The 19,346-nt window shown below is 61.3% G+C and carries 22 protein-coding genes; 11 read left to right on the plus strand and 11 right to left on the minus strand.

Going from position 1 to position 19,346, the window contains the following annotated elements; all coding sequences use genetic code 11:
- Positions 1-101: 101 nt before the first annotated feature.
- Complete coding sequence (locus tag JL474_RS15305) at positions 102-2,078, minus strand: oleate hydratase (protein ID WP_203142752.1); 1,977 nt, start codon at positions 2,076-2,078, stop codon at positions 102-104.
- A 282-nt stretch (positions 2,079-2,360) separates the two neighbouring features.
- Here JL474_RS15305 and JL474_RS15310 point away from each other — a divergent pair, with 282 nt between their 5' ends.
- From JL474_RS15310 to JL474_RS15320, 3 genes are all read left to right on the plus strand, one after another.
- Positions 2,361-2,951, plus strand: a complete 591-nt coding sequence (locus tag JL474_RS15310) for a YdeI/OmpD-associated family protein (RefSeq protein ID WP_203142753.1) — start codon at positions 2,361-2,363, stop codon at positions 2,949-2,951.
- Positions 2,952-2,966: 15 nt separating this feature from the next.
- Positions 2,967-3,164 (plus strand): YbfB/YjiJ family MFS transporter, encoded by a 198-nt coding sequence (locus JL474_RS15315; protein WP_203142754.1) that lies wholly within the window; start codon positions 2,967-2,969, stop codon positions 3,162-3,164.
- An 86-nt stretch (positions 3,165-3,250) separates the two neighbouring features.
- Positions 3,251-4,174: a M14 family metallopeptidase gene (locus JL474_RS15320; protein ID WP_236012297.1), complete on the plus strand. Its 924-nt coding sequence runs from the start codon at positions 3,251-3,253 to the stop codon at positions 4,172-4,174.
- 24 nt (positions 4,175-4,198) lie between these two features.
- Here the strand turns inward: JL474_RS15320 and JL474_RS15325 are convergent, their stop codons facing one another.
- Entirely contained in the window at positions 4,199-5,149 is a 951-nt protein-coding gene (locus JL474_RS15325) for an AraC family transcriptional regulator (RefSeq protein ID WP_203142756.1), read from the minus strand.
- 163 nt (positions 5,150-5,312) lie between these two features.
- Between JL474_RS15325 and JL474_RS15330 the strand changes: the two genes are divergently transcribed.
- Positions 5,313-6,146, plus strand: coding sequence for an oxidoreductase (locus JL474_RS15330; protein ID WP_203142757.1), 834 nt, complete (start codon positions 5,313-5,315; stop codon positions 6,144-6,146).
- A gap of 43 nt (positions 6,147-6,189) precedes the next feature.
- On the opposite strand, the gene JL474_RS15335 is transcribed toward JL474_RS15330, so the two are convergent.
- Positions 6,190-7,152, minus strand: coding sequence for a hypothetical protein (locus tag JL474_RS15335; RefSeq protein WP_203142758.1), 963 nt, complete (start codon positions 7,150-7,152; stop codon positions 6,190-6,192).
- A gap of 158 nt (positions 7,153-7,310) precedes the next feature.
- Between JL474_RS15335 and JL474_RS15340 the strand changes: the two genes are divergently transcribed.
- Both JL474_RS15340 and JL474_RS15345 read left to right on the plus strand, forming a co-directional pair.
- Positions 7,311-7,769 (plus strand): Lrp/AsnC family transcriptional regulator, encoded by a 459-nt coding sequence (locus JL474_RS15340; protein WP_203142759.1) that lies wholly within the window; start codon positions 7,311-7,313, stop codon positions 7,767-7,769.
- Positions 7,770-7,958: 189 nt separating this feature from the next.
- A complete protein-coding gene (locus JL474_RS15345; RefSeq protein ID WP_203142760.1) occupies positions 7,959-8,858 on the plus strand; it encodes an alpha/beta hydrolase in 900 nt (299 codons plus the stop codon).
- Positions 8,859-9,003: 145 nt separating this feature from the next.
- On the opposite strand, the gene JL474_RS15350 is transcribed toward JL474_RS15345, so the two are convergent.
- Complete coding sequence (locus tag JL474_RS15350) at positions 9,004-9,576, minus strand: CGNR zinc finger domain-containing protein (RefSeq protein WP_203142761.1); 573 nt, start codon at positions 9,574-9,576, stop codon at positions 9,004-9,006.
- Between the two features lie 92 nt (positions 9,577-9,668).
- On the opposite strand from JL474_RS15350, the gene JL474_RS15355 reads away from it, so the two are divergent.
- The gene (locus tag JL474_RS15355) at positions 9,669-10,625 is read left to right on the plus strand and encodes an alpha/beta fold hydrolase (protein ID WP_203142762.1); all 957 of its coding nucleotides are present in this window, start codon (positions 9,669-9,671) and stop codon (positions 10,623-10,625) included.
- Positions 10,626-10,772: 147 nt separating this feature from the next.
- Here JL474_RS15355 and bla read toward each other — a convergent pair whose 3' ends face one another.
- Entirely contained in the window at positions 10,773-11,654 is an 882-nt protein-coding gene (gene bla / locus JL474_RS15360) for a class A beta-lactamase (protein WP_203142763.1), read from the minus strand.
- A 66-nt stretch (positions 11,655-11,720) separates the two neighbouring features.
- Complete coding sequence (locus JL474_RS15365) at positions 11,721-12,653, minus strand: AraC family transcriptional regulator (protein ID WP_203142764.1); 933 nt, start codon at positions 12,651-12,653, stop codon at positions 11,721-11,723.
- Positions 12,654-12,849: 196 nt separating this feature from the next.
- Between JL474_RS15365 and JL474_RS15370 the strand changes: the two genes are divergently transcribed.
- From JL474_RS15370 to JL474_RS15380, 3 genes are all read left to right on the plus strand, one after another.
- Entirely contained in the window at positions 12,850-13,929 is a 1,080-nt protein-coding gene (locus tag JL474_RS15370) for an aldo/keto reductase (protein WP_203142765.1), read from the plus strand.
- A gap of 120 nt (positions 13,930-14,049) precedes the next feature.
- Positions 14,050-14,511, plus strand: a complete 462-nt coding sequence (locus tag JL474_RS15375; protein WP_203142766.1) for a GFA family protein — start codon at positions 14,050-14,052, stop codon at positions 14,509-14,511.
- A 188-nt stretch (positions 14,512-14,699) separates the two neighbouring features.
- A complete protein-coding gene (locus JL474_RS15380; RefSeq protein ID WP_203142767.1) occupies positions 14,700-15,023 on the plus strand; it encodes a hypothetical protein in 324 nt (107 codons plus the stop codon).
- Positions 15,024-15,077: 54 nt separating this feature from the next.
- Here JL474_RS15380 and JL474_RS15385 read toward each other — a convergent pair whose 3' ends face one another.
- From JL474_RS15385 to JL474_RS15400, 4 genes are all read right to left on the minus strand, one after another.
- Positions 15,078-15,299, minus strand: coding sequence for a hypothetical protein (locus JL474_RS15385; protein ID WP_203142768.1), 222 nt, complete (start codon positions 15,297-15,299; stop codon positions 15,078-15,080).
- On the minus strand, positions 15,296-15,727 hold the full coding sequence (locus JL474_RS15390) for a VOC family protein (protein WP_203142769.1): 432 nt from the start codon (positions 15,725-15,727) through the stop codon (positions 15,296-15,298). The genes JL474_RS15385 and JL474_RS15390 overlap by 4 nt, the downstream gene beginning before the upstream one ends.
- A complete protein-coding gene (locus JL474_RS15395) occupies positions 15,724-16,203 on the minus strand; it encodes a helix-turn-helix transcriptional regulator (protein WP_123633958.1) in 480 nt (159 codons plus the stop codon). Before JL474_RS15395 ends, JL474_RS15390 begins: the two co-directional genes overlap by 4 nt.
- A gap of 139 nt (positions 16,204-16,342) precedes the next feature.
- The gene (locus tag JL474_RS15400; RefSeq protein WP_203142770.1) at positions 16,343-16,684 is read right to left on the minus strand and encodes a hypothetical protein; all 342 of its coding nucleotides are present in this window, start codon (positions 16,682-16,684) and stop codon (positions 16,343-16,345) included.
- A 290-nt stretch (positions 16,685-16,974) separates the two neighbouring features.
- On the opposite strand from JL474_RS15400, the gene JL474_RS15405 reads away from it, so the two are divergent.
- Entirely contained in the window at positions 16,975-18,279 is a 1,305-nt protein-coding gene (locus JL474_RS15405; protein ID WP_203142771.1) for an MFS transporter, read from the plus strand.
- A gap of 61 nt (positions 18,280-18,340) precedes the next feature.
- On the opposite strand, the gene JL474_RS15410 is transcribed toward JL474_RS15405, so the two are convergent.
- Complete coding sequence (locus tag JL474_RS15410) at positions 18,341-19,249, minus strand: LysR family transcriptional regulator (protein WP_203142772.1); 909 nt, start codon at positions 19,247-19,249, stop codon at positions 18,341-18,343.
- Positions 19,250-19,346: the final 97 nt, after the last annotated feature.

The raw sequence follows: 19,346 nt of genomic DNA on the forward strand, positions 1-19,346 counted from the left end.
GCCCCCGTTGATGAGTGAAGCGTGGCAGCCAATCCGGAAAAATGGTTCTGCCCCGTTTTTTCATCCAGGGCCGGACTTGCCAGCCCGGCGTTCCGCCCGATCTATCGCTTAAGGCTGTTCCGCAAGCTTTCCACTCCGGCGAGTGCTTTTTGCAGTAGCTCGCCGGATTTTCCGGTCCAGCGTTCCAGTTCGTCTTCAATCCGCTCCAGTTGTGGACTTCCTGCCTGCGGAAGCGGAGGGAGTATGTGGGCAAAGTACGTGGATCCGAGCAGTCGGTGCAGGAGCCTTTCACCGGGAAATGGCTTGTCATTGTTCAGCGCTCGGGCACCTTTGAGCAGGTTGCGGATGTCATACTGACCCGGACTGATATCCGGCACCTGCTTGGGTAGGTCAAGCAGGGTGTAGACGGCAACTCGTGCAGTTCGTACCGAACTTTCCATGGTGAAGACGACGTCGTTGCCCGTTTCGACGAACTGGCCCAGCAGTCCAAGATTGGTACACCCTGCCGGCACGACCGGCGGCCGATCCCCTGCAGCACGTGGCATGAACTCGGCAGTGATGTAAGGCATCAGCGCGGTTCGAACCCGGGTATTCGCAACGACGGCTTCCAGCTCGCTGGTGAGCCCGAGGTGATGGCAAAGCTCCTCCAGAATCTCGCGCCCGGTGCACTCCGGCATGGTTTTCGAAACCCGGTCACCCGGTTGGTCCATCAGGAGTGCGTATACCCATACGACGAGGACGTCGTCCGGCTGGTCCGGGAAGTGAGGTTGGCGGTTGACGGTAAAGCTCATCAGCCAGTTGGAATCGGTGATGGTGATCACGCCACCGGTGACCGTGCGACCGGAGTATGGGTCGTTTACGGACAGCGTCTTGATTTTCTCGACCAGCGGCGAGGGCCGGCAGGTCAAAGTGGCCGACTCCCACATTGAGCGGGAGGTATCGCCGAAAAATTTCTCCGGTCGCCCGAAGCGGCTGGAGTGCTTCGCCAGGTTGATCCAAAGCGTCCAGTCACTGTCTTCACCCGGCTCATGCTGCCCACGTTCCAGCACGGGGGCGGTGTCCATGTCGCCATAGGCGGTGCCTTCGGTCATGGAGCCCGTCAGTGCGAAGACAATATCCCGTTCGGCCACGTCGATACGCTGGCGCTGACCGTTCCTTGAGACGATCAGTCCAGTCACGCTCTCGTTTCCGTTCGACGACCTAAGGTCCAGTTCATGAACCCGCACATCAGTCACTATCCGGACGCCCTGCGCCGTCAACATCCGGGTAAGGGGTTTCACGAAGCTGTCGTTCTGGTTGTACTTGGGAAAGACCAACGCGGACATGTCGTTCAGCCCGTCAATGGCATCGATGAAGCGGTGCATGTAGAGCTTCATTTCCAGCACGCTGTGCCAGTTCTGGAAGGCAAACATGGTTCGCCAGAAGTACCAGAAATTGGTGTCCAGAAAGCCGTCGCTGAAGTATTCCTCCACTGTGATATCGTCTAGCGATTCCTTACGCTCAAGCAGCAGCCTGATCAATTCCCACTGCTGACGCTTGCTCAGCCCGAATTCAGAGAAGTCCCTGATCTGCCCGCAACGGTGCAGCAAGCGGGCTTTGGAATAGTTGGGGTCGTTATCGTTAACGAGCCGATACTCATCCAGGACGCTGAATCCCTCAGGCAACTCCAGCGCCGGCACGTCCTGAAACAGGTCCCAGAAATTGTCGTAGTTCCAGTTCATCTCCCGGCCACCGCGGACAATATAGCCTTGCTCGGCATCGCCCGCTCCGTCCAGCGAGCCACCCGCCACGCCGTGCGTCTCGTAAATCGTGATGTTGGCGGGAGGCATGTGCCCGTCCCGGATCAGGTAAAAAGCACTGGCAAGTCCGGCTATACCGCCACCAATAATGTGGGCCCGGCGATCGTTGATCCCCTCGGTCGGCAAGGGTCGATTTCGGGTATAGGGGCCCCACATGTCGGGGGGCGGCATCGTGTTGTCTGGCCGATGATGCCAGAAGACGGCATCGGCACGGGCTTCGCCCCGGTCCTGGGAAAAGTCGGCATCGGCAGGGGGGCTGTGTTCGGGGTGATCAGTCATATAACGTTCGCGCTCCGTCCTTGAGTAAGTTCTTCATCACGCTATCAGGATAACGACCGCAGCCAACTGATCTGTGTCATAGGGAGCACGGATTGGAAAAACCGATTAAACGGTGTCAGAGCTTGTTAGTTTTGGTGCGAGCATCGCCAACGCAAGAGAAGACCGATGCCGAAAAGGATCACGGTGTCGCGGCGGCAGGCTGAAAGAAACCACACGACAGGCTGGACGCATCGAACGGCTGATGGTTAGCTGGGTGTGATTCGCTAACAGGGAGACGCGATCATGAGTCCGAGCGACAACCCAGCCCGGTTCCAGGCCACTATCCTGCGCCCGGCCAAGCCCGACGTCGATACCGCCTGGGCGTTCGTGATCCTGCCCAAAAGCGCCAGCGATATCTTGCCGCGCCGGGGTCGGACGACCGTCGATATCACCTTGAACGGCCATGATTTCCAGGCCACCCTCGACCCGGACGGGCAGCTGAGCCACTGGCTTCGCTTGGAGCCTGAGACGCTCGAATCCGCCGGCGCCGCGGTTGGCGATACGGCTTCGTTCGAGATCGCCCCCGCCGCGCAGGAACCCGAGCCCGACATCCCGCCGGATTTCCAGGAGGCCCTGGCAGCGGCCCCCGAAGCGAGGGCGGTGTGGGAGGCAACCACGCCCATTGCCCGCCTGGACTGGATTCACTGGATGACGTCCGCCAAGCAGGCCAAGACGCGGGCCAAGCGGATCCACGACGCGTGCGACATGCTCGCTTCGGGTAAAAAGCGAGTGTGCTGTTTCGATCCGTCCGGATACTACAGCAAGGCGCTCAGTGCCCCTCAAGCGGCGAAAACCGGCTGGGTTGGCGCGGATGAGAAGCCAGCCCATAAGTGAACCCACGAAATTGCCATGCCTGCCGCACAGCGGGCGGCGCGACAGTCGGGCGCCAACCTGCTGGCAACGATGACACTGGCTTACGGCATCGGCCAGATTATCGGGCCGCTCCTGGCGGATGGGCTGTATGCGGTCAGCCATACCTTTGCCAGTTCCCTGTTGGCCGCGGCGGCCGCCCTGATCGTCGCCACGCTTGTCAGCTTTCGTCTGTAGGCCTTCACTCAGGGCGAAACGGGACACCAGCCCAGGCGCGGATGCTAGAATGCCCGTTTGCGCCCGCCACCATTGGAGAAAGCGACTTGAACACGACGTCCACACCCTATCCCATCGGCACACCCGGAACGCCCTGGGGCGATGCAGAGCGTGCCGAGTGGCTATCCCGTCAGACCCGCCAGCGCAGCTACGAGTACGAGGTGGGGAGCGTGATCGACCGCCTGCGCTCGCGCTTCGATGTGGAAGAGTATGGCCGTCTGGAATATGGCGCTGACCGTTATTCGCTGATGGCGATCCGGAGTCGTGACTGGCGGGATGATCGGCCGATCGTGCTGGTGACCGGCGGTGTCCACGGTTATGAAACCAGCGGTGTCCATGGTGCGCTGCAATTCGTCGAGCAGCGTGCTGCGGATTACTTGGACCGCATCAACCTGCTCGTGGCGCCCTGCGTTAGCCCCTGGGCTTACGAACGCATCCACCGCTGGAACGCCAATGCGGTCGATCCGAACCGGTCGTTCCGGGATGACGGTCAGGCGGAAGAGGCGGCGGCCCTCATGCGGCTGGTTGCGCCCATCCGCGATCAGGCCCTGCTGCACATCGACCTGCACGAAACCACCGATACCGACGAAAGTGAGTTTCGCCCTGCCCTGGCGGCCCGCGACGGCAAGCCGTTTGAACCGGGCGGGATTCCCGACGGTTTCTATCTGGTCGATGACCGCGAAAGCCCGCAGCCCGAATTCCAGCAGGCGGTGATTGAGGCGGTGGAGCAGGTGACCCATATCGCGCCGGCCGATGACAAAGGCGAGCTCTTCGGCACCCCCGTGGCGGCCCGCGGCGTTATCGAGTACCCGATCCAGCAAATGGGCCTGTGCACCAACCTCACCCGCGCGCCCTACCGGACGACGACCGAGGTCTACCCGGACAGCCCCCGCGCCACCACAGAGCAATGCAATGCCGCACAGGTTGCGGCGGTGTGTGCGGCGATCGATTACGCCCTGGCGCACCGGTAGGTCAGCGCAGGGATCGCCTCCCGCTCAATGGGAAGACACATAGAGAGACGGGGACTCCGGAGGCGGCAGCTCGAAAGATGAGCGCATCCAGGCCACCTCTTCCCGGGGCGAGCGTCCAAACAGGCGGCGAAATTCCCGGCTGAATTGCGACGAGCTCTCGTAGCCGACACCCGCTGAGGCCGCCGCTGCGGTCATGCCGTTCCGGAACATCAGCAGTCTGGCCTGATGAAGCCGGACGGCTTTCACGTACTGCATTGGCGATGTCTGCGTTACCTGTCTGAAATGCGTGTGGAAGCTCGGTGTGCTCATGCGGGCTTCACGGGCCAACTGGTTCACATCCAGAGCCGTGGCATACCCGGCATGGATGAGGCGGATGGCGCGGGAGATTCGCCCGAAATGGCCTTCCATATCCAGGGCGGCCCGCATGGCGCCGCCCTGGGCGCCCGTCAGGACCCGGAAGTAGATCTCACGCACCATCGCCGGCCCCAGGATCCGGCTGTCTTCAGGCGAGGCCATGATTTCGAGGAAGCGTTCCACGGTGGCCCCGAGAGCCGGCTCCATCTCGGAGGACAACAGGCCGCAGGGTGATGCCGACGCGGGTATTCCGGCTTCCTCCAACTCGATCATCAGTTCTGCCGCCAGCGGTATGTCGAGATGCAGGTAGATGGCCAGCAAAGGCCTTTCAGCAGAGGCATCGGTCTCCATCGTGAACGGCACCGGAATGGAGACCGCCAGGTAGTGCTGCGCATCGTAGACGTAGGTTCGGTTGCCCCAGTAACCGCGCTTACGCCCCTGACAGACGATGACGATCCCCGGATCGTAAAGTACCGGCGTTCTGTCCAGCGGACGGTTCGAGCGCAGGAAGCGGACATCGGGCAGCGCCGTCAGATTGTAGCCTTCCTGAGGCGCCATCGACTCCAGTAACGCCACCATGCGCCGCTCGCGCTGACGGCCGGCACTCGCCTCGATACTCATGAACCTTCACTCCCGATCGTTTTGTGCCTTCATTCTGGGCCATTCAGGCCCGCAGGCAATCCCTCTCATAGGAATAGGCAACAAACTCAGAAGATCTCGCGTTCTGTACCGTATCCCACCGCTCTAGGATGGCCAGATCCACCCTCAAACAGAGAGCAACGCCATGAAACAGAGCAAGACCCTTCTCATTACCGGTGTCAGCAGCGGGTTCGGCCAGGCCCTCGCCGAGGCCGCCCTTGCAGCCGGGCATCGGGTGATTGGCACCGTGCGCCAGGCCGACGCGGTTGCAGAATTCGAAGCCCACACATCCGGCAAAGCCTATGCCCGTCAGCTTGACCTGACCGACACCCCGGCCATTGCCCGGGTCGCGGAAGAGATTGAGACCAGCCTCGGCCCCGTTGATGTCCTGGTCAATAACGCCGGCTATGGCCATGAGGGCATCCTGGAAGAATCGCCGACCGAGGAAATGCGCCGGCAGTTCGAGGTCAACGTGTTTGGTGCGGTCGAACTGACCCGGGCGCTGCTCCCCTTCTTCCGCCAGCGCCGGGCCGGACACATCATCAACATCACATCAATGGGCGGGTACATCACCATGCCCGGCATCGCCTACTACTGCGGCAGCAAGTTCGCGCTGGAAGGCATTTCCGACACCCTTGGAAAGGAACTGGCCCCATTCAACATCCACGTCACGGCCGTGGCGCCGGGCTCCTTCCGGACCGATTGGGCAGGCCGCTCCATGCGCCGATCGCCCCGGCAGATTGCCGATTACGATGCCCTGTTCGATCCGGTCCGCCAGGCCCGCCTGGAGAAAAGCGGCCAGCAACTCGGGGATCCCTGCAAAGCCGCCAAGGCCATGCTGGAGATTATTGAAAGCGACACACCTCCCGCGCATCTGCTGCTGGGAAGTGATGCGCTCAAACGGGTGCGGGATCGACTGGCCGGCATGGCCCGGGAAATCGAAGACTGGGAGGCCCTGACGGTCTCGACGGACGGTTGATCCGACAGCCAGCGCCCTTATCCGCCCTTTGATGATCCGGTCGTCATCGCGAATCGACGGCCGGATTCTCCCTGCGAACCGGTAACCAGTGACCGGGCCAGCGCGCGAGGCACGCAATCACCAGGATCGCAAAGGCCAACCGCGCCCAGAGCACCGCCCACAGGTCCGCTCCCAGCAGCAGTATCAGCAAAGTGTCTTCGATCACGCTGTGGCAGAGCCCGAGAAAGCAGAGCACCAGTACGCTGTCACGACGGCTCATCACCCCGCTGTCCACATCCCGGATCAACAGGCCCGCTCCGTAGGTCAGCCCCAGGGTAGTGCCAATCACCGTGACATTCGCCGCAGCCCGACCGATACCCAGCGTCTTCAGCAACGGCGACAGCGCCATATGGATCAAACGCTCGAACTTCAGCCAGCGGAGCACGGCGAGCAGGATCATCAAGGCGAGAATGATCAGGAAGATCATGCCCAGCGTCTCGAACTGCCCCAGCAACCAGTCACCCAACCCCGAAGCGGCAGGCTCCGGACGCCACATCACCTCGGCCTGCCGGCTGCCGGTACCCAGCAGTGGGTACACCGCACTCAGCAATCCGGCGAAAACCAGCGCACCGCCCACACGCAGGATCAGGGTGGCCCACCAGGGCACGCCGGCTCTCCTCGCCACGGCCCCTTCCACCGGGAGGGAATGACCGATCAGCAGCAACGCGCTGAAGACACTGATCTGCGCGACCGTGAGCGGCATGTCGCCAGCAATCTCGAAGAACACCACCATGCCCGTAAAGATATTGGTCAGTAGCGTGGTCGCCCAGACGATGCCCAACTCGGGAGGCAGATCAAAAAGCTGCATCAGTGGGGCCAGAATATGTCCCAGCCAGACCGTCGCCCCAAGCTCATCAAGGATCTTCACGACAACCAGCGCTGGCACCAGCACCTTAAGCAGAGTGACATAGACCCCGAGCACATCGCGCATGAACCCGCACAGACGCTCGAAAACACGAGATGGCATACAGCCTCCTGTTGGCCCCAATCAACAAGCCTTTATGGTAGCAGCGGCAATGCAACATCTTCTGTCAAACGCCGACTCGACAACCTATTTTGTGTTGTTTTTCATCCATAAAAGTGCAGATTATTGAGTCATCAACCCGGAACTGCAGAGAGCCACTGATGGACGCGATCGACCAACGCCTTCTGATCCAATTGCAACGGGACGCCAGCCTCACCAACCAGGCGCTGGCCGATACCGTCGGATTGTCACCTTCAGCGTGTCTCAAGCGCGTCAAGCGGTTGTGGCAAAGTGGGGTGATCGAACGGCAGGTGGTGCTGGTCAACCCGGCCGCTGTCGGCCTGTGCATGCACATGGTGGTGGAGGTCACCATGGAGCGGGACCGCAAGGACCTTTACCAGCGCTTCCTGAAAAGCGCCATTGCGGTCGATGAGGTCAAGCAGTGTTACCAGGTGACCGGGGAAGTGGATTTCGTCCTGATCGTCGAAGTCCCGGACATGGACGCCTACGATCGCTTCTGCGACGAACTGCTCTACGCCGACGACAACGTGAAGAAATTCCGGACGCTGATCTCACGCGACCGCAAGAAATTCGATACCACGATTCACAGGTTGAAATGAACCGGGCCCGATGACTTCCCGTGGATGACACACCTTTATCTGACCTCACATCGTTGCGATGCCGTCTCGGCTTCATTCCCGCCGAGCGGATGATTGGCCCAAACGGTCAAGTCTATTCCCGGGTTTGGGCAGGATTCACGACATGATCCTGCCTAGAATGGCAACATCCACGTTGTAAGGAGATGTGTCTTGAGTTCAACCCCGCTGATCCCCGCTGACGTCCAGTTCTCATCTGCCGGCCAGCAGTGCTCCGCCTGGTGGTATCGCCCGGAGGGCTCTGGGCCGTTCGCCACCATCGTCATGGCCCATGGCCTGGGGGGCACCCGGGAGCAGCGCCTGCCCGCCTTTGCCGAGCGCTTCTCAGAAGCCGGATACGCCTGTCTCGTGTTCGACTATCGCCACTTTGGTGCCAGCGAGGGCGAACCCCGGCAGATTCTGGATATCCAGAAACAGCTTGCGGACTGGAAAGCGGCCATCGCTTATGTGCGCGATCGGTCAGACGCTGACAGGAACCGGATCGTGCTCTGGGGCACCTCATTCGCGGGCGGCCATGTGCTTGCCACAGCCGCTGAAGACGATCAAATCGCAGCGGTGATCTCACAGTGCCCTTTCACCGACGGCCTTGCGTCCGGCCTTGCCATGGATCCCATGACATCATTGAAGCTCACGGCACTGGCATTGCGTGATCGGGTTGGTTCCTGGCTGGGAGCCGACCCGGTGATGGTCAAACTGGCAGGGAGGCCCGGCGAGCTGGCGTTGATGAACGCTCCGGATGCGGCATCGGGCTACACCGCGGTGAGGGACGGATCCGACGCACCAGAGCATGTCGCGGCACGCATTGCACTCGACATCGTTCGCTATTACCCCGGGCGCCAGGTGCGGAACATCAAGGCGAGGATTCTGTTCTGCGTATGTGATTCCGACACGGTAGCCCCCGCCCCGCGAACGCTGAAACATGCCAAGCACGCGCCCGACAAGGACATCAAGTGCTACCCCGATGGTCATTTCGACATCTACAGCGGGGGGCCGTTTGAACAGGTGGTTAACGACCAGATCGCTTTCCTGCATCAAACCGTGCCAGCCAATTAATGCCCTGCCCCGTTCTTTGTCGATGCCCACCCCCTGAATCCGCTATTCCGGCGGCCCCATCAGGCCGCTGGCTCGCCAGGATCTGACTCACAAACGCCCCTCGCATCGATATGAGGCATACCGATACCGCATCCACTGAGCCAGGCTACCTGCCGCTCTTCCTCGCCCGATGCGCCGCCGCCTTCATTCGATTGCCGCAGGAAGCCATGCTGCACCAGCGGCGCCGGTGGGATTTCGTCTGGTCGTGGAACAGCAGGATGCAGTCGGAGGCTTCGCACTGCTTCACCAGCGCCAGGTCTTCCTCCGTCAACAGATCGACCAACGATTCCGCCACCGGCTGCAACAGGCTCTCGCTCGCCAGGTCACGCCGGTAGGCCCGCCTCTGGAACACCGCATCTTTCGGGTTCCATTCCAGCCTCTCGACGAGATTCCCCCGTTCCAGCACCCGATTGACGATGTCGGGATCCACACCCCGGCCCTCTCTCGCTGAGTCGATCAGGGCCCGCATGTTCTTACGCAGTGCTTGAGCCAGTTCCCGCAGCCCGGCGGGCGGCGCGTCCAGCGTTTCATGCAGCACCCCAGCCTGTGTGAGCCACTCAACGACACAGCGGTCGTCACACAGACACTCGTGCTGATCGTCCCCGACGCCAAACTGCGTGTTGATGAAATCGAGGGCGAGATTGCCGGCAATAAACGGCGGAGTCATCTCTGAAGCCATAAAAAGTAACCCTTAATTCTATTGTTGACAGGTTACTATCAATCTTCGTAACCTGCAAAAACACTCATTAACGGTTACCAAGGAGATAGACCATGACCTCCGAACATCGGACCGCCCCCACCAGCCCTATCAAAGCACGGACCGAACAGGCTCATGACGTCGGTCCATCAGCGCTGTCGCAGGTTCACTATCGCTTCGAGCCGGTCGGCAACGTCAATGTGTTCTACCGCGAAGCCGGTGATCCATCGGCACCGACGGTTCTGCTGCTGCACGGGTTCGCGGCCTCTTCGTACATGTGGCGTGATGTGATCGAAGCGCTTGCGGATCGCTACCACGTGGTCGCACCGGATCTGCCGGCCTTTGGCTATACGGAGTCTCCGGTGCGCGGCCAGTACGCCTACACCTTCGCTAACCTGACGCAGACGATCGATCAGTTCACCGAGCAGTTGGCACTCTCCCGCTACGCCATCGCGGTTCACGATTACGGCGCGCCGGTGGGATGGCGCTTGGCACTCGCCCACCCTGAAAAGGTCACGGCGATCATTTCGCAGAACGGCAATGCGTATGAGGAAGGTCTGTCAACGGGGTGGGAGCCGATTCGGCGGTACTGGAACGACCCGACCCCGGAGAATCGCGAGGCCCTCAGCGACTTCCCGACGCCGGCGTCCATCAAGTGGCAGTACGTGGAAGGCGTCCGCGACACGAGTCTTGTTTCGCCGGACGCTTACACGCTGGAAGGCGCCCAGATCTCACGCCCCGGCATGGCGGATATCCAGCTGGATCTGTTACTGGATTACGCGACGAACGTTGAGAAGTACCCTGAGTTCCAGGCCTATTTTCGCGAGTACCAGCCGCCCTTGCTGGCCGTGTGGGGAGAGCACGATCCGTTCTTCCTGCCGCCCGGCGCCGAGGCGTGGAAGCGGGACATTCCTCATGCGGACATTCGCTTTTACGACACCGGGCATTTTGCGCTGGAAACCCATGGCGCTGTCATCATTCCCGTTATTCGTAAATTCCTGGACGACCACATGACCGCCCGAGAGGGATAACGGATTCGTCTTGACGTGAGTTGAAAGGCACCCGGGTGCAGGCGCGTGACAATACGCCCTGCACGCCGGGTGACAGGATGGCTCCGCGCGTTGGAGCCCATCCTGCCTGCGACGAAGTCTGGACAACAACGCATTGTTCGCGACAGCTTAGTCTTCCATCACCCTGATGACCGCTGCTCCCAACTCTTTCAACGCCGCATTTCGGGTCTTGAAGTCCGCATCGGTATCCGAGATGTAGATGGTGACGATTCTCGGGTTGCCGTCGTCCGGCGTGATCAGTGCCACGATGTTCCGGTTGTGGTCGCCGCTGCCGGACTTGTCGGCGATCTTCCAGCTTGCCGGCGCGTCGTCGCGCAGCAGGCCGCCGGTCACACCGCCGTGACTCATCCACTGGACCAACTGGTCGCGGGAGTCCGCGGTCAGGGCGTTACCCAGCAGCAGCTTCTGCAGGGTGTCGATCATGACCACGGGCTTCGTCGTATCTCTGGGATCGCCGGGCTTCCAGGTGTTCAGGGCCGTTTCATACCGGTCTGAACGGGTGACGGAATCTCCGATGCGGCGCAGGAACTGCGTGACCGCCTCCGGACCGCCCAGGTGTCTTATCAACAGGTTGGTCGCGGTGTTGTCGCTCATATCCAGCGCGGCGTAGCACAGCTCATCCAGGGTCATACTCTGCCCGACGTGCTCTTTGGTGACCGGCGCGTAAGACAGGATATCGTCCTGGTGAACGGGCAGTTCGTCGGACAGGGACATCTTGCCCGCATCTGCCTGCGCCAGTACGGCGCCGCAAAGCGGCACCTTCATCGTGCTGTTCATCAGGAAACGCTCGTCTGCGCGATGGGACCAGGAAAAATCCGAGCCCGTGTCCGTCATCGCGAGGCCAACTCGTGCGTCCAGCTGGTCTTCGACCTGTTCAACCGTGTCGGACAGATCTTCCAGAGCCGTCTTTGCAACGGCCCCCGTCGTCATGAAGAGCCCGAGGGCAAACCCCAGTGCAGCGCGAGGGAGAATTGAATTGCCAAGGCGCATGAACCGTTCCTTTGTTGATGCCAGATGAGGGACGCATAATGAACTAATCCCAGTTAAATGAACACGTTAAATGCCAATCTCAATCGCCACACTGGACCGCATCACGGCCTTGTCCCGCCCTGGCGGCGCACCGAACAGTTTGCGGTAGTCACGGCTGAACTGGGACGGGCTCTCGTAACCAACCTGGTAACCCACGCTGGCCACTTCCTGCTCACTGAACAGCAGCCGGCGAGCTTCCTGCAAGCGCACCCGTTTCTGGAACTGCACCGGCGTGAGCTGGGTAATGGCCTTGAAATGCCGATGGAAGGACGCCGGGCTCATGTTTGCCATGTTGGCCAGGTCCGCGACCTTGAAGGGCTGTTGATAGTTCGCGTGCATCCAGGCGGTGACCCGACCGATGCGGGCGGTGTCGCTGTCCTTCATGCCGATTTGTTGCAGGGCCGGCCCCAGCGGGGAGCGCAACAGACGCCAGCCGATTTCCCGGCGGATGAGCGGTTCCATGACCTCGCGATCGATCGGCTGGTCGAGCAGCCGCAGCAGACGGATGACAGGATCGTACAGTTCCCCGGGCACCGGTGCCGTCGCCAGCGCCGTTCGTTTGGGGCCGCGATAAGCCATCTCCGGATGAGCCACCAACAGTTCGGAAACCATCGCCGGATCGATCGACAGGCTGAGCGCCAGGTACGGCTTGTCCGGCGTCGCCTCAATGATGCGGGAGTTCACGGGCAGGTTGACCGACGCGAACAGGCAGTCGCCCTGACCATAGTGAAAGGCCTGCTCCCCGATGGCCGTGACCTTCGCGCCCTGCAGCACAATGCAGAAGGACGTTTGATACAGCGCCCGAATGGTGCCACTGGGTTCCGGCGCGCGGGTCAGCCGCAGTCCGTCGATGGCGGTCTCCGGCCCGTGGGCCAGCCACTGCTGCTCGACAAGATCGCGCAGCCGGTTCAGGGTGGGATGGTCCGGTTGCATCGGAATGACGTTGGGTTGAGCGGTCATGGGCGCCTCCTGTGCTGATCCGATCATAGGCTTTCCGGCGCCACAATTCAGCACACCCAACCTCCGCAAGAGACCAGGTTGATAGGATCGTGCAATCGTCTGAGAGTTTCCACCAGCCCGATCGACTGTGCGCCACCGTAGCATGAGTCCACGGCCCTGCCCGGCAGGTGCATCCATCAAAAGGAGAGGATTCGCTATGACGACACCCAATATACCCCAATCCATTCAGGACACCCCCCTGCGCCTTCGGACACTGGGCCACTCCGGCCTGTTTGTCTCCGAACTGTGCCTGGGCACCATGACCTTCGGCGGCGAAGACGGCATCTGGGAGCTGATCGGCCAGTTGCAGCAGGATCAGGCCGATGAGCTGGTGAAAACCGCCCTCGATGCGGGCATCAATTTCATCGACACCGCCAACGTCTATGGTGGTGGCGCCAGCGAGCGCATCACGGGGCAGGCCCTGAAAAATCTGGGCGTTCCCCGTGAGGATATCGTGCTGGCCACCAAGGTGCTCGGCCCGATGGGCGACAGCCCCAACGCCCGCGGGGCGTCCCGGGGTCACATCATGACCCAGTGCAAGGCCAGTCTGGAGCGCCTGCAAACGGACTACATCGACCTGTACCAGATTCACGGCTTCGATCCGGCCACGCCGATCGAGGAGACCCTTGAGGCGCTGAATACCCTGGTGCAGCACGGCCATGTCCGCTACGTCGGCCTGTCGAACTGGGCCGCCTGGCAGGTGATGAAGGCCGTCGGCATTACCCGGGCCCGCCAACTGTGTCCGATCCTGTCGCTGCAGGCTTATTACACGCTCGTGGGTCGCGATCTGGAACGCGAGGTGATTCCCATGCTGGAGTCCGAGGACATCGGCCTGATGGTGTGGAGCCCGCTGGCGGGCGGCTACCTGTCCGGCAAGTACGAAGGCCCGAACGTTTCGGAAGAAAACCGCCGCGCCAAGTTCGACTTCCCGCCGGTGAACCGGGAACGCGGCAGCGAAGTGATCGCGGTGATGCGCGAAATCGCCGCCGGCAAGACGGTGGACGGCCAGCCCGTCTCGGTGGCCCAGATCGCCCTCGCCTGGCTGCTGCACCAGAACGCCGTGACCAGCGTCATCGTTGGCGCCAAACGGGTCGACCAGCTGCAGGACAACATTCGGGCCGCCCAGGTACGCTTCTCGGACGACGAACTCGCCGCCCTGGATGACGTCAGCCGGCTGCCGGCTGAATATCCGGGCTGGATGCTGGAGCGTCAGGGCGGGTATCGCTCCTCGAATTAAGGCGGAACAGGAACAGCCCCGGTCGTCCACGCATTGAATAGGGACCGGGGCGCTCTGCCAGATAAACACGCTATAGTTTGGAAACCATTTCCGTACGACAACAACAGGGAGCGTGAAACCATGATCGAGACGTTACTGCCTATCAAAGGCGAATGCCGTTGTGGCCGTGTGGGTATCCAGATTGATGCGGCGCCGATCCTGACGATGGCGTGCCACTGCACGGGATGCCAGAAGATGAGTTCGAGCGCCTACTCGCTGTCAGCCCTCGTTCCCGGCGAGGCTTTTTCTGTCACGCGCGGCGATCCGGTGATTGGCGGGCTTCGCGGCAACGATGTGCGGCATTTCTTCTGCCCGGATTGCATGAGCTGGATGTTCACGCGGTTCGACGACTCAATGCCTTTCGTCAATGTGCGCCCAACCATGCTGGACGACCACAGCTGGTTCGTACCGTTTGTCGAAACCTACACCAGCGAAAAACTGCCCTGGGCGACCACGCCAGCGACCCACAGCTTCGAGAAGTTTCCGCCGCCGGAATCCTATGAGGGCCTGGCGCAGGAGTATGCGCAAAGCCTCCAGAAGTAACAGGAGTCCCCGAGGCGAAAAGAGGCGCCGGCGATAGCGTCCCGATTTTCGACATAGCGGTTTCGGAGAAGCGGTGTCTGGCGGTCGTTGGCATACTGGAAAGTCATCATGCTGACGCGATCTTCTGGCGTGAGCACACAGTGAAAACCACAATGGATCGATAACGGTTTTTCAGGAATGGAATAGAGATGAAACCCTTAAAAGCCTTGGTCACGATGGCCCTGCTGACAACCGCATCCTTTGCCCATGCCAACGACTCATTCCGGCTTGCCAGTGGCAAGCTGATCCAGGAAGGGCAAAGTAAGCAGGAGATCCTTTACATTGCTGGCGATCCCGTTAACCGGGAGGTTGAGACGATCGCAGTCGATGACGGCGGCGGTGGGAATCCCGTTAAACGGGAAATCCTGACGTACCGTTTGCAGAGCTCGCTGGGCGGTCAATCCCTGGTGGTCATAACCGTCGAGAACAATACCGTGGTTGCTGTTGAGGCCACGCAAGAGAGCAGACTGTAGGCGCCCGACGCCGGAAACCCGAGACCCGGCCCCGGCGTCGGCAACCTGGGTCGATCAGTCACAAGGCTGGCCGCGCCACCTGGAACGGTACGGCAACGCAAACAGGTACAGGCCCGAGACCAGTTGCAGGAAAAGCGGCGGCAACGGCGCGTAGGTCAGCCATATCGGCGGTTCACCCGAGGCCACCGCCCTGAACGCGAAGTTGGCGATGACGGTGAGCGTGAAAACGATCGACAGCCAACGATGGCCCTGCCGCATCCAGAGACTTCCGTTCATGTCGAAGCCTCTGCTGCGGATTGTGACCGGGCTTCGATCATCTTCCATCCGTTGCCGGACGGATCGCGGAAACCGGCGTCCACGGCGCCATACCGGTCGATCGGCTCCTGGGTGAACTCTACCCCCAGCCTGCTCAGCCGCTCGTAGGCCGAGCGGCAATCCTCCACATGGAGCACCAGCGGTGGCATGGCCCCCTTGGCCACAACCTCACTCAGAGTCCGCGCTGTCGCGTCATCGTGGACCGGCGGGCCCGGCTTGAACAAACCCAGCTGGAACGAGGGCTGCTCCGGGTGCTGCACCGTCAGCCAGCGATAATTCCCGTTGCGCACGTCCGTGTGGACCTGAAACCCCAGCCGTTCAACATAGAACGTCAGCGCTTCGTCCTGGTCCCGGACATACAGACCAACCACACCAATACCTTGTGTCATAGAAGATCCTCCGTTGATGGGCGGTCCATTCTCTCAACGGAGGTCTTCCGTCGCTTCTCCAAAACTGCCATCTTGAGGTCCGGACGATCAGCGGCGCGCACCATGCATTCGGGGACGTTTTCCCGGTCATCCGGAGACGACCGCTCACGTGCGCGGAGCTGCCCCGGGTTCTCACCGGTGATGTCGCGGAAAATGCGCCCGAAGGTTCCCAGGCTTTTCCAGCCCGTCTGAAAGGCGATGTCCGTGATCGGGAGGTCCGTGTCGCGAAGCAGTGCGACGGCCCGCTCGATGCGGCGGGTCAGCAAATAACGATGCGGTGGAACACCAAACGCTTCCTTGAACGAGCGGGCAAAGTGCGACGCCGAAACGGCGCTGACCTGCGCCAGGCGATGAATCGGCCACGCTTCGTGGGACGCGCGATCCATCCGGTCTTTCGCGCGAAGTAGCCGTCGCAACAGTTCGGGGCTCTGGGCCATGTTTGCTGTTCCCTCCCAACCTGGGACGGCCCTGCCAGAACAGCGACGTGAACGAACCCGGCCACTCGCGCTTGAGCAGGCCACGGCCCCGTCACTGGTTGAGTCGTCTTTTGGTCATTATGTTATCGGAAATACTCGCCTATTTTATCGCACTGCCCCTTTCCTTGATGCCTTCGAAACTGACCCGGCCTTGCGCATCGACATGGCAGGTCACGTTATGCACGGCATTGCCGTGCCCGCGAATATTGATATGCAGCTCGAAAGGCTGTCCGGGTCGGTAGCTTCCCGCGTTGGTTTCTTCCTCAAGCGGATAGCCGGTGAGAGCCTTCCCCTCAGGCTGCTGCACCGTTTTTTCCCGGCATTGCTCGACCAACTGCTGCGCTTTTTTCGCCGGCACCTCCGCCCACGCGTGAGCGGCCGTCAGAACGGACAGGGCCAAGGCAGGCAAGGTGACACGCTCGGCCAGTCTGGTGAATCGCATACGTTCCTCCGTGTTGGCTGTGCCCCCAGTGTAGGAAAAAAAACGGGCCGGATTGAACCGCCCTCCGCGTGACGACCCTTTAATGGGTGCTTATGAACAGGAACGACAAACCATGCCTCTTTTGACCACACCGGCTTGAATCCGGCCTGCCCCATTCCTAGGCTGGTCGGGTAGGACATTCAGCGGCAGGGTCCGCCCCCATTGCAGGAGGGTCGCACGGTGACCACGACGGACGTTTTTCCTCAAACCGCGGTCAACGCGGCTCTTCTCCACACCCGTTGGTCCGCTCTGTGAAAGTGCCGTCAAGCACCAGCTTTGCGCTGATCGGAGCCGGCCTGATTGCCATCAGTTACGGCCTGGCACGCTTCGCCTTTGGTCTGTTTGTGCCTCCCATTCGCGATGACCTGGCACTGACGCCGGAGGTCATCGGTGTCATCGGCGCTCTGCCGCTGATCAGTTTTTCACTGGCCACATTGGTTGCGCCGATCGTTGCCATTCGTTTCGGGGCTCGCAATACCACCGTGCTTTCCGGCGTGTTCGGCGTGGTGGGGTTGGCGGTGATCAGTCAGGCTTCAGGTGCCCTGTCGCTGGGGGTGGGCGTGTTCGCCTGCGGCATTTGCACGGGTTTGATGATGCCGGCGCTGACCGCGGCCATGCAGGCCCTGGTCAATCGCTCGCTGCACGGGCGGGTCAGCTCGGTGATGAACGCCGGGACCAGCGTCGGTGTGATCGTGGCCGTGCCAGCCATCCTGTTTGTCGCCAGTGCCTGGCGTTCGGCGTATCTCGTCTTTGCCATTCTGGCAGCGGTCGGGGTCATCGCCGCCCGCACCTTTATTCCGTCGGTATCGCGTGTCACGCCCCTGAACGCGGCCCCGCCTCCGCCGATCACGCGACTGCACTGGTGGCAGCTTTTCCGGCTCTCGCTGTTTGCCTTCGCGATGGGCTTTGTGTCCGCCGCCTACTGGATCTTTGCTCCGGACCTTATGGTGAACCTCAGTTCCCAGCCGCCGAGTGCCACCGGTTGGCTGTGGCTGGCGGTTGGCATCGCAGGCCTTGGAGGCGCAGTGGTGGCCGATCTGGCCGACCGCAACAACCCGCCCATCACCCAGGCCCTGATGCTGATGATGCTGGCGGCAAGCCTGGCCCTGCTGGCAGCCAGTCCGAGTCAGTTGGTGATCACCGCGTTTTCGGCGCTGGTGTTTGGCCTGGCCTATATGAGTCTGACCGGACTCTACCTGATGACCGGCATCCGCCTGTTGCCGGGCCGGTTGTCGATGGGGCCGGTGCTGCCCTTTATGGCGATCTCGCTCGGCCAGGCCACGGGTTCACCCGCCGTCGGCCTGCTGGTCAAGACGTTCGGTTACGCCGATGCGTTTGCCATGTTCTCCGCCATCGGCGTTGTCGTGGCTTTGCTGTCACCGCTCTATCCCCGCCACATTGACCAGGAGCCTGAGGAAGTCGAAGAGGATGAAACGGGCCTGCAGGCCGCTTATGACTACCAGCTCCAGGGCGAGGACGGCGAGCCTTGGGAAGATCACGGGCTGCCCAAGTCGGGGACGGCGCCCAAGCTGGAGACGGAAGAGAATCGGAGCTGAAAGACGGTTATCCACCGCTGGTTCAAAGTCAGCCACAAGTCAATGAACCCGCCGGGCGACTTCAGAACGACCAGTTCGCCGACCGGGTCAGCAACGCTTCTGAGGGTTGGGATAACAACCGGGTCAGCAGGGGCGGTTCAAACTGCCGCCGGATGCTGACTGCGTAAAACTCCTCGAACACGCCGGGCAACGCGCCGTAATCCACCAGACTGCCCCGCTCCAGCTCGTCACGGACCACGACCGGCGGCAATACCGCAAAGTGGCGTGTGTCCCGCGCCAGCAGACGCATCATCGCCATGTCGTCTACCTCCGCGACAATACGTGGGCTGATACCGTGGTAGTCGCACAGTTGGTCGAACGCATGGCGGATGTTGTTCTCCGGTCCCGGCACGATCAGGCTGCGCTCCACCAGCAATTCGGGAAACGTCTCCACACCGGTTACCCCCGGTGGGCCAATCACGCTGACGCCTTGCCGGGCAATGCGACGCGAGCGCCATGGGTTCTTTTCATCGCCATGGACGGGCTGGTTGGACAACACCAGGTCCAGTCGGTGGGCTGAGAGCCGGCGGATCAGGTCGTCCAGGGTGCCGCTCTGAATGATCAGCTCGATGTCGTCTCGCCCGAGCAGGGGTTTCAGGAACCCTTCCTGAAAGTTGCGGGAAAGGGTCGCCACCGCCCCGATCCGGAGGCTTTCCCGGTTGGCCTGGATACCGGAGCTGAACAGCTCCGTGAGCTCCTCGCCCTGCCGGAAGATATCTTCGGCATAGCCGAAAGCCACGCGGCCGGCCTCTGACAGCTTCAGCCGGCGGCCCTCCCGGATGAACAGCGCGTAGCCGAGACTGTCCTCCAGTTTGCGGATCTGGCCCGACAACGCCGACTGGGAAATGTGGAGGGACTCCGCGGCGCGGGTCAGGTGTCCGGCTTTGGCCACAGTCCAGAAATAGAACAGGTGATGGTAATTCAGTTTCATGGCAATTGTTCTCTAAAAAAGAACGATAGGATCTTTTTAAACCATTTTTTATATGAATGCATTCCCGGCAAAGTAAGCACAACGTCAACGGGAGGCC

Origin of the sequence: Marinobacter mangrovi (assembly GCF_016798325.1) — a bacterium.
In the GTDB taxonomy this organism is placed as follows: domain Bacteria; phylum Pseudomonadota; class Gammaproteobacteria; order Pseudomonadales; family Oleiphilaceae; genus Marinobacter_A; species Marinobacter_A mangrovi.

Coding starts and splice junctions, on each gene's coding strand:
- JL474_RS15305 (WP_203142752.1), bottom strand. CDS start 2,078: ATGACTGATCACCCCGAACACAGCCCCCCTGCCGATGCCGACTTTTCC.
- JL474_RS15310 (WP_203142753.1), top strand. CDS start 2,361: ATGAGTCCGAGCGACAACCCAGCCCGGTTCCAGGCCACTATCCTGCGC.
- JL474_RS15315 (WP_203142754.1), top strand. CDS start 2,967: ATGCCTGCCGCACAGCGGGCGGCGCGACAGTCGGGCGCCAACCTGCTG.
- JL474_RS15325 (WP_203142756.1), bottom strand. CDS start 5,149: ATGAGTATCGAGGCGAGTGCCGGCCGTCAGCGCGAGCGGCGCATGGTG.
- JL474_RS15330 (WP_203142757.1), top strand. CDS start 5,313: ATGAAACAGAGCAAGACCCTTCTCATTACCGGTGTCAGCAGCGGGTTC.
- JL474_RS15335 (WP_203142758.1), bottom strand. CDS start 7,152: ATGCCATCTCGTGTTTTCGAGCGTCTGTGCGGGTTCATGCGCGATGTG.
- JL474_RS15340 (WP_203142759.1), top strand. CDS start 7,311: ATGGACGCGATCGACCAACGCCTTCTGATCCAATTGCAACGGGACGCC.
- JL474_RS15350 (WP_203142761.1), bottom strand. CDS start 9,576: ATGGCTTCAGAGATGACTCCGCCGTTTATTGCCGGCAATCTCGCCCTC.
- JL474_RS15355 (WP_203142762.1), top strand. CDS start 9,669: ATGACCTCCGAACATCGGACCGCCCCCACCAGCCCTATCAAAGCACGG.
- bla (WP_203142763.1), bottom strand. CDS start 11,654: ATGCGCCTTGGCAATTCAATTCTCCCTCGCGCTGCACTGGGGTTTGCC.
- JL474_RS15365 (WP_203142764.1), bottom strand. CDS start 12,653: ATGACCGCTCAACCCAACGTCATTCCGATGCAACCGGACCATCCCACC.
- JL474_RS15370 (WP_203142765.1), top strand. CDS start 12,850: ATGACGACACCCAATATACCCCAATCCATTCAGGACACCCCCCTGCGC.
- JL474_RS15375 (WP_203142766.1), top strand. CDS start 14,050: ATGATCGAGACGTTACTGCCTATCAAAGGCGAATGCCGTTGTGGCCGT.
- JL474_RS15380 (WP_203142767.1), top strand. CDS start 14,700: ATGAAACCCTTAAAAGCCTTGGTCACGATGGCCCTGCTGACAACCGCA.
- JL474_RS15385 (WP_203142768.1), bottom strand. CDS start 15,299: ATGAACGGAAGTCTCTGGATGCGGCAGGGCCATCGTTGGCTGTCGATC.
- JL474_RS15390 (WP_203142769.1), bottom strand. CDS start 15,727: ATGACACAAGGTATTGGTGTGGTTGGTCTGTATGTCCGGGACCAGGAC.
- JL474_RS15395 (WP_123633958.1), bottom strand. CDS start 16,203: ATGGCCCAGAGCCCCGAACTGTTGCGACGGCTACTTCGCGCGAAAGAC.
- JL474_RS15400 (WP_203142770.1), bottom strand. CDS start 16,684: ATGCGATTCACCAGACTGGCCGAGCGTGTCACCTTGCCTGCCTTGGCC.
- JL474_RS15410 (WP_203142772.1), bottom strand. CDS start 19,249: ATGAAACTGAATTACCATCACCTGTTCTATTTCTGGACTGTGGCCAAA.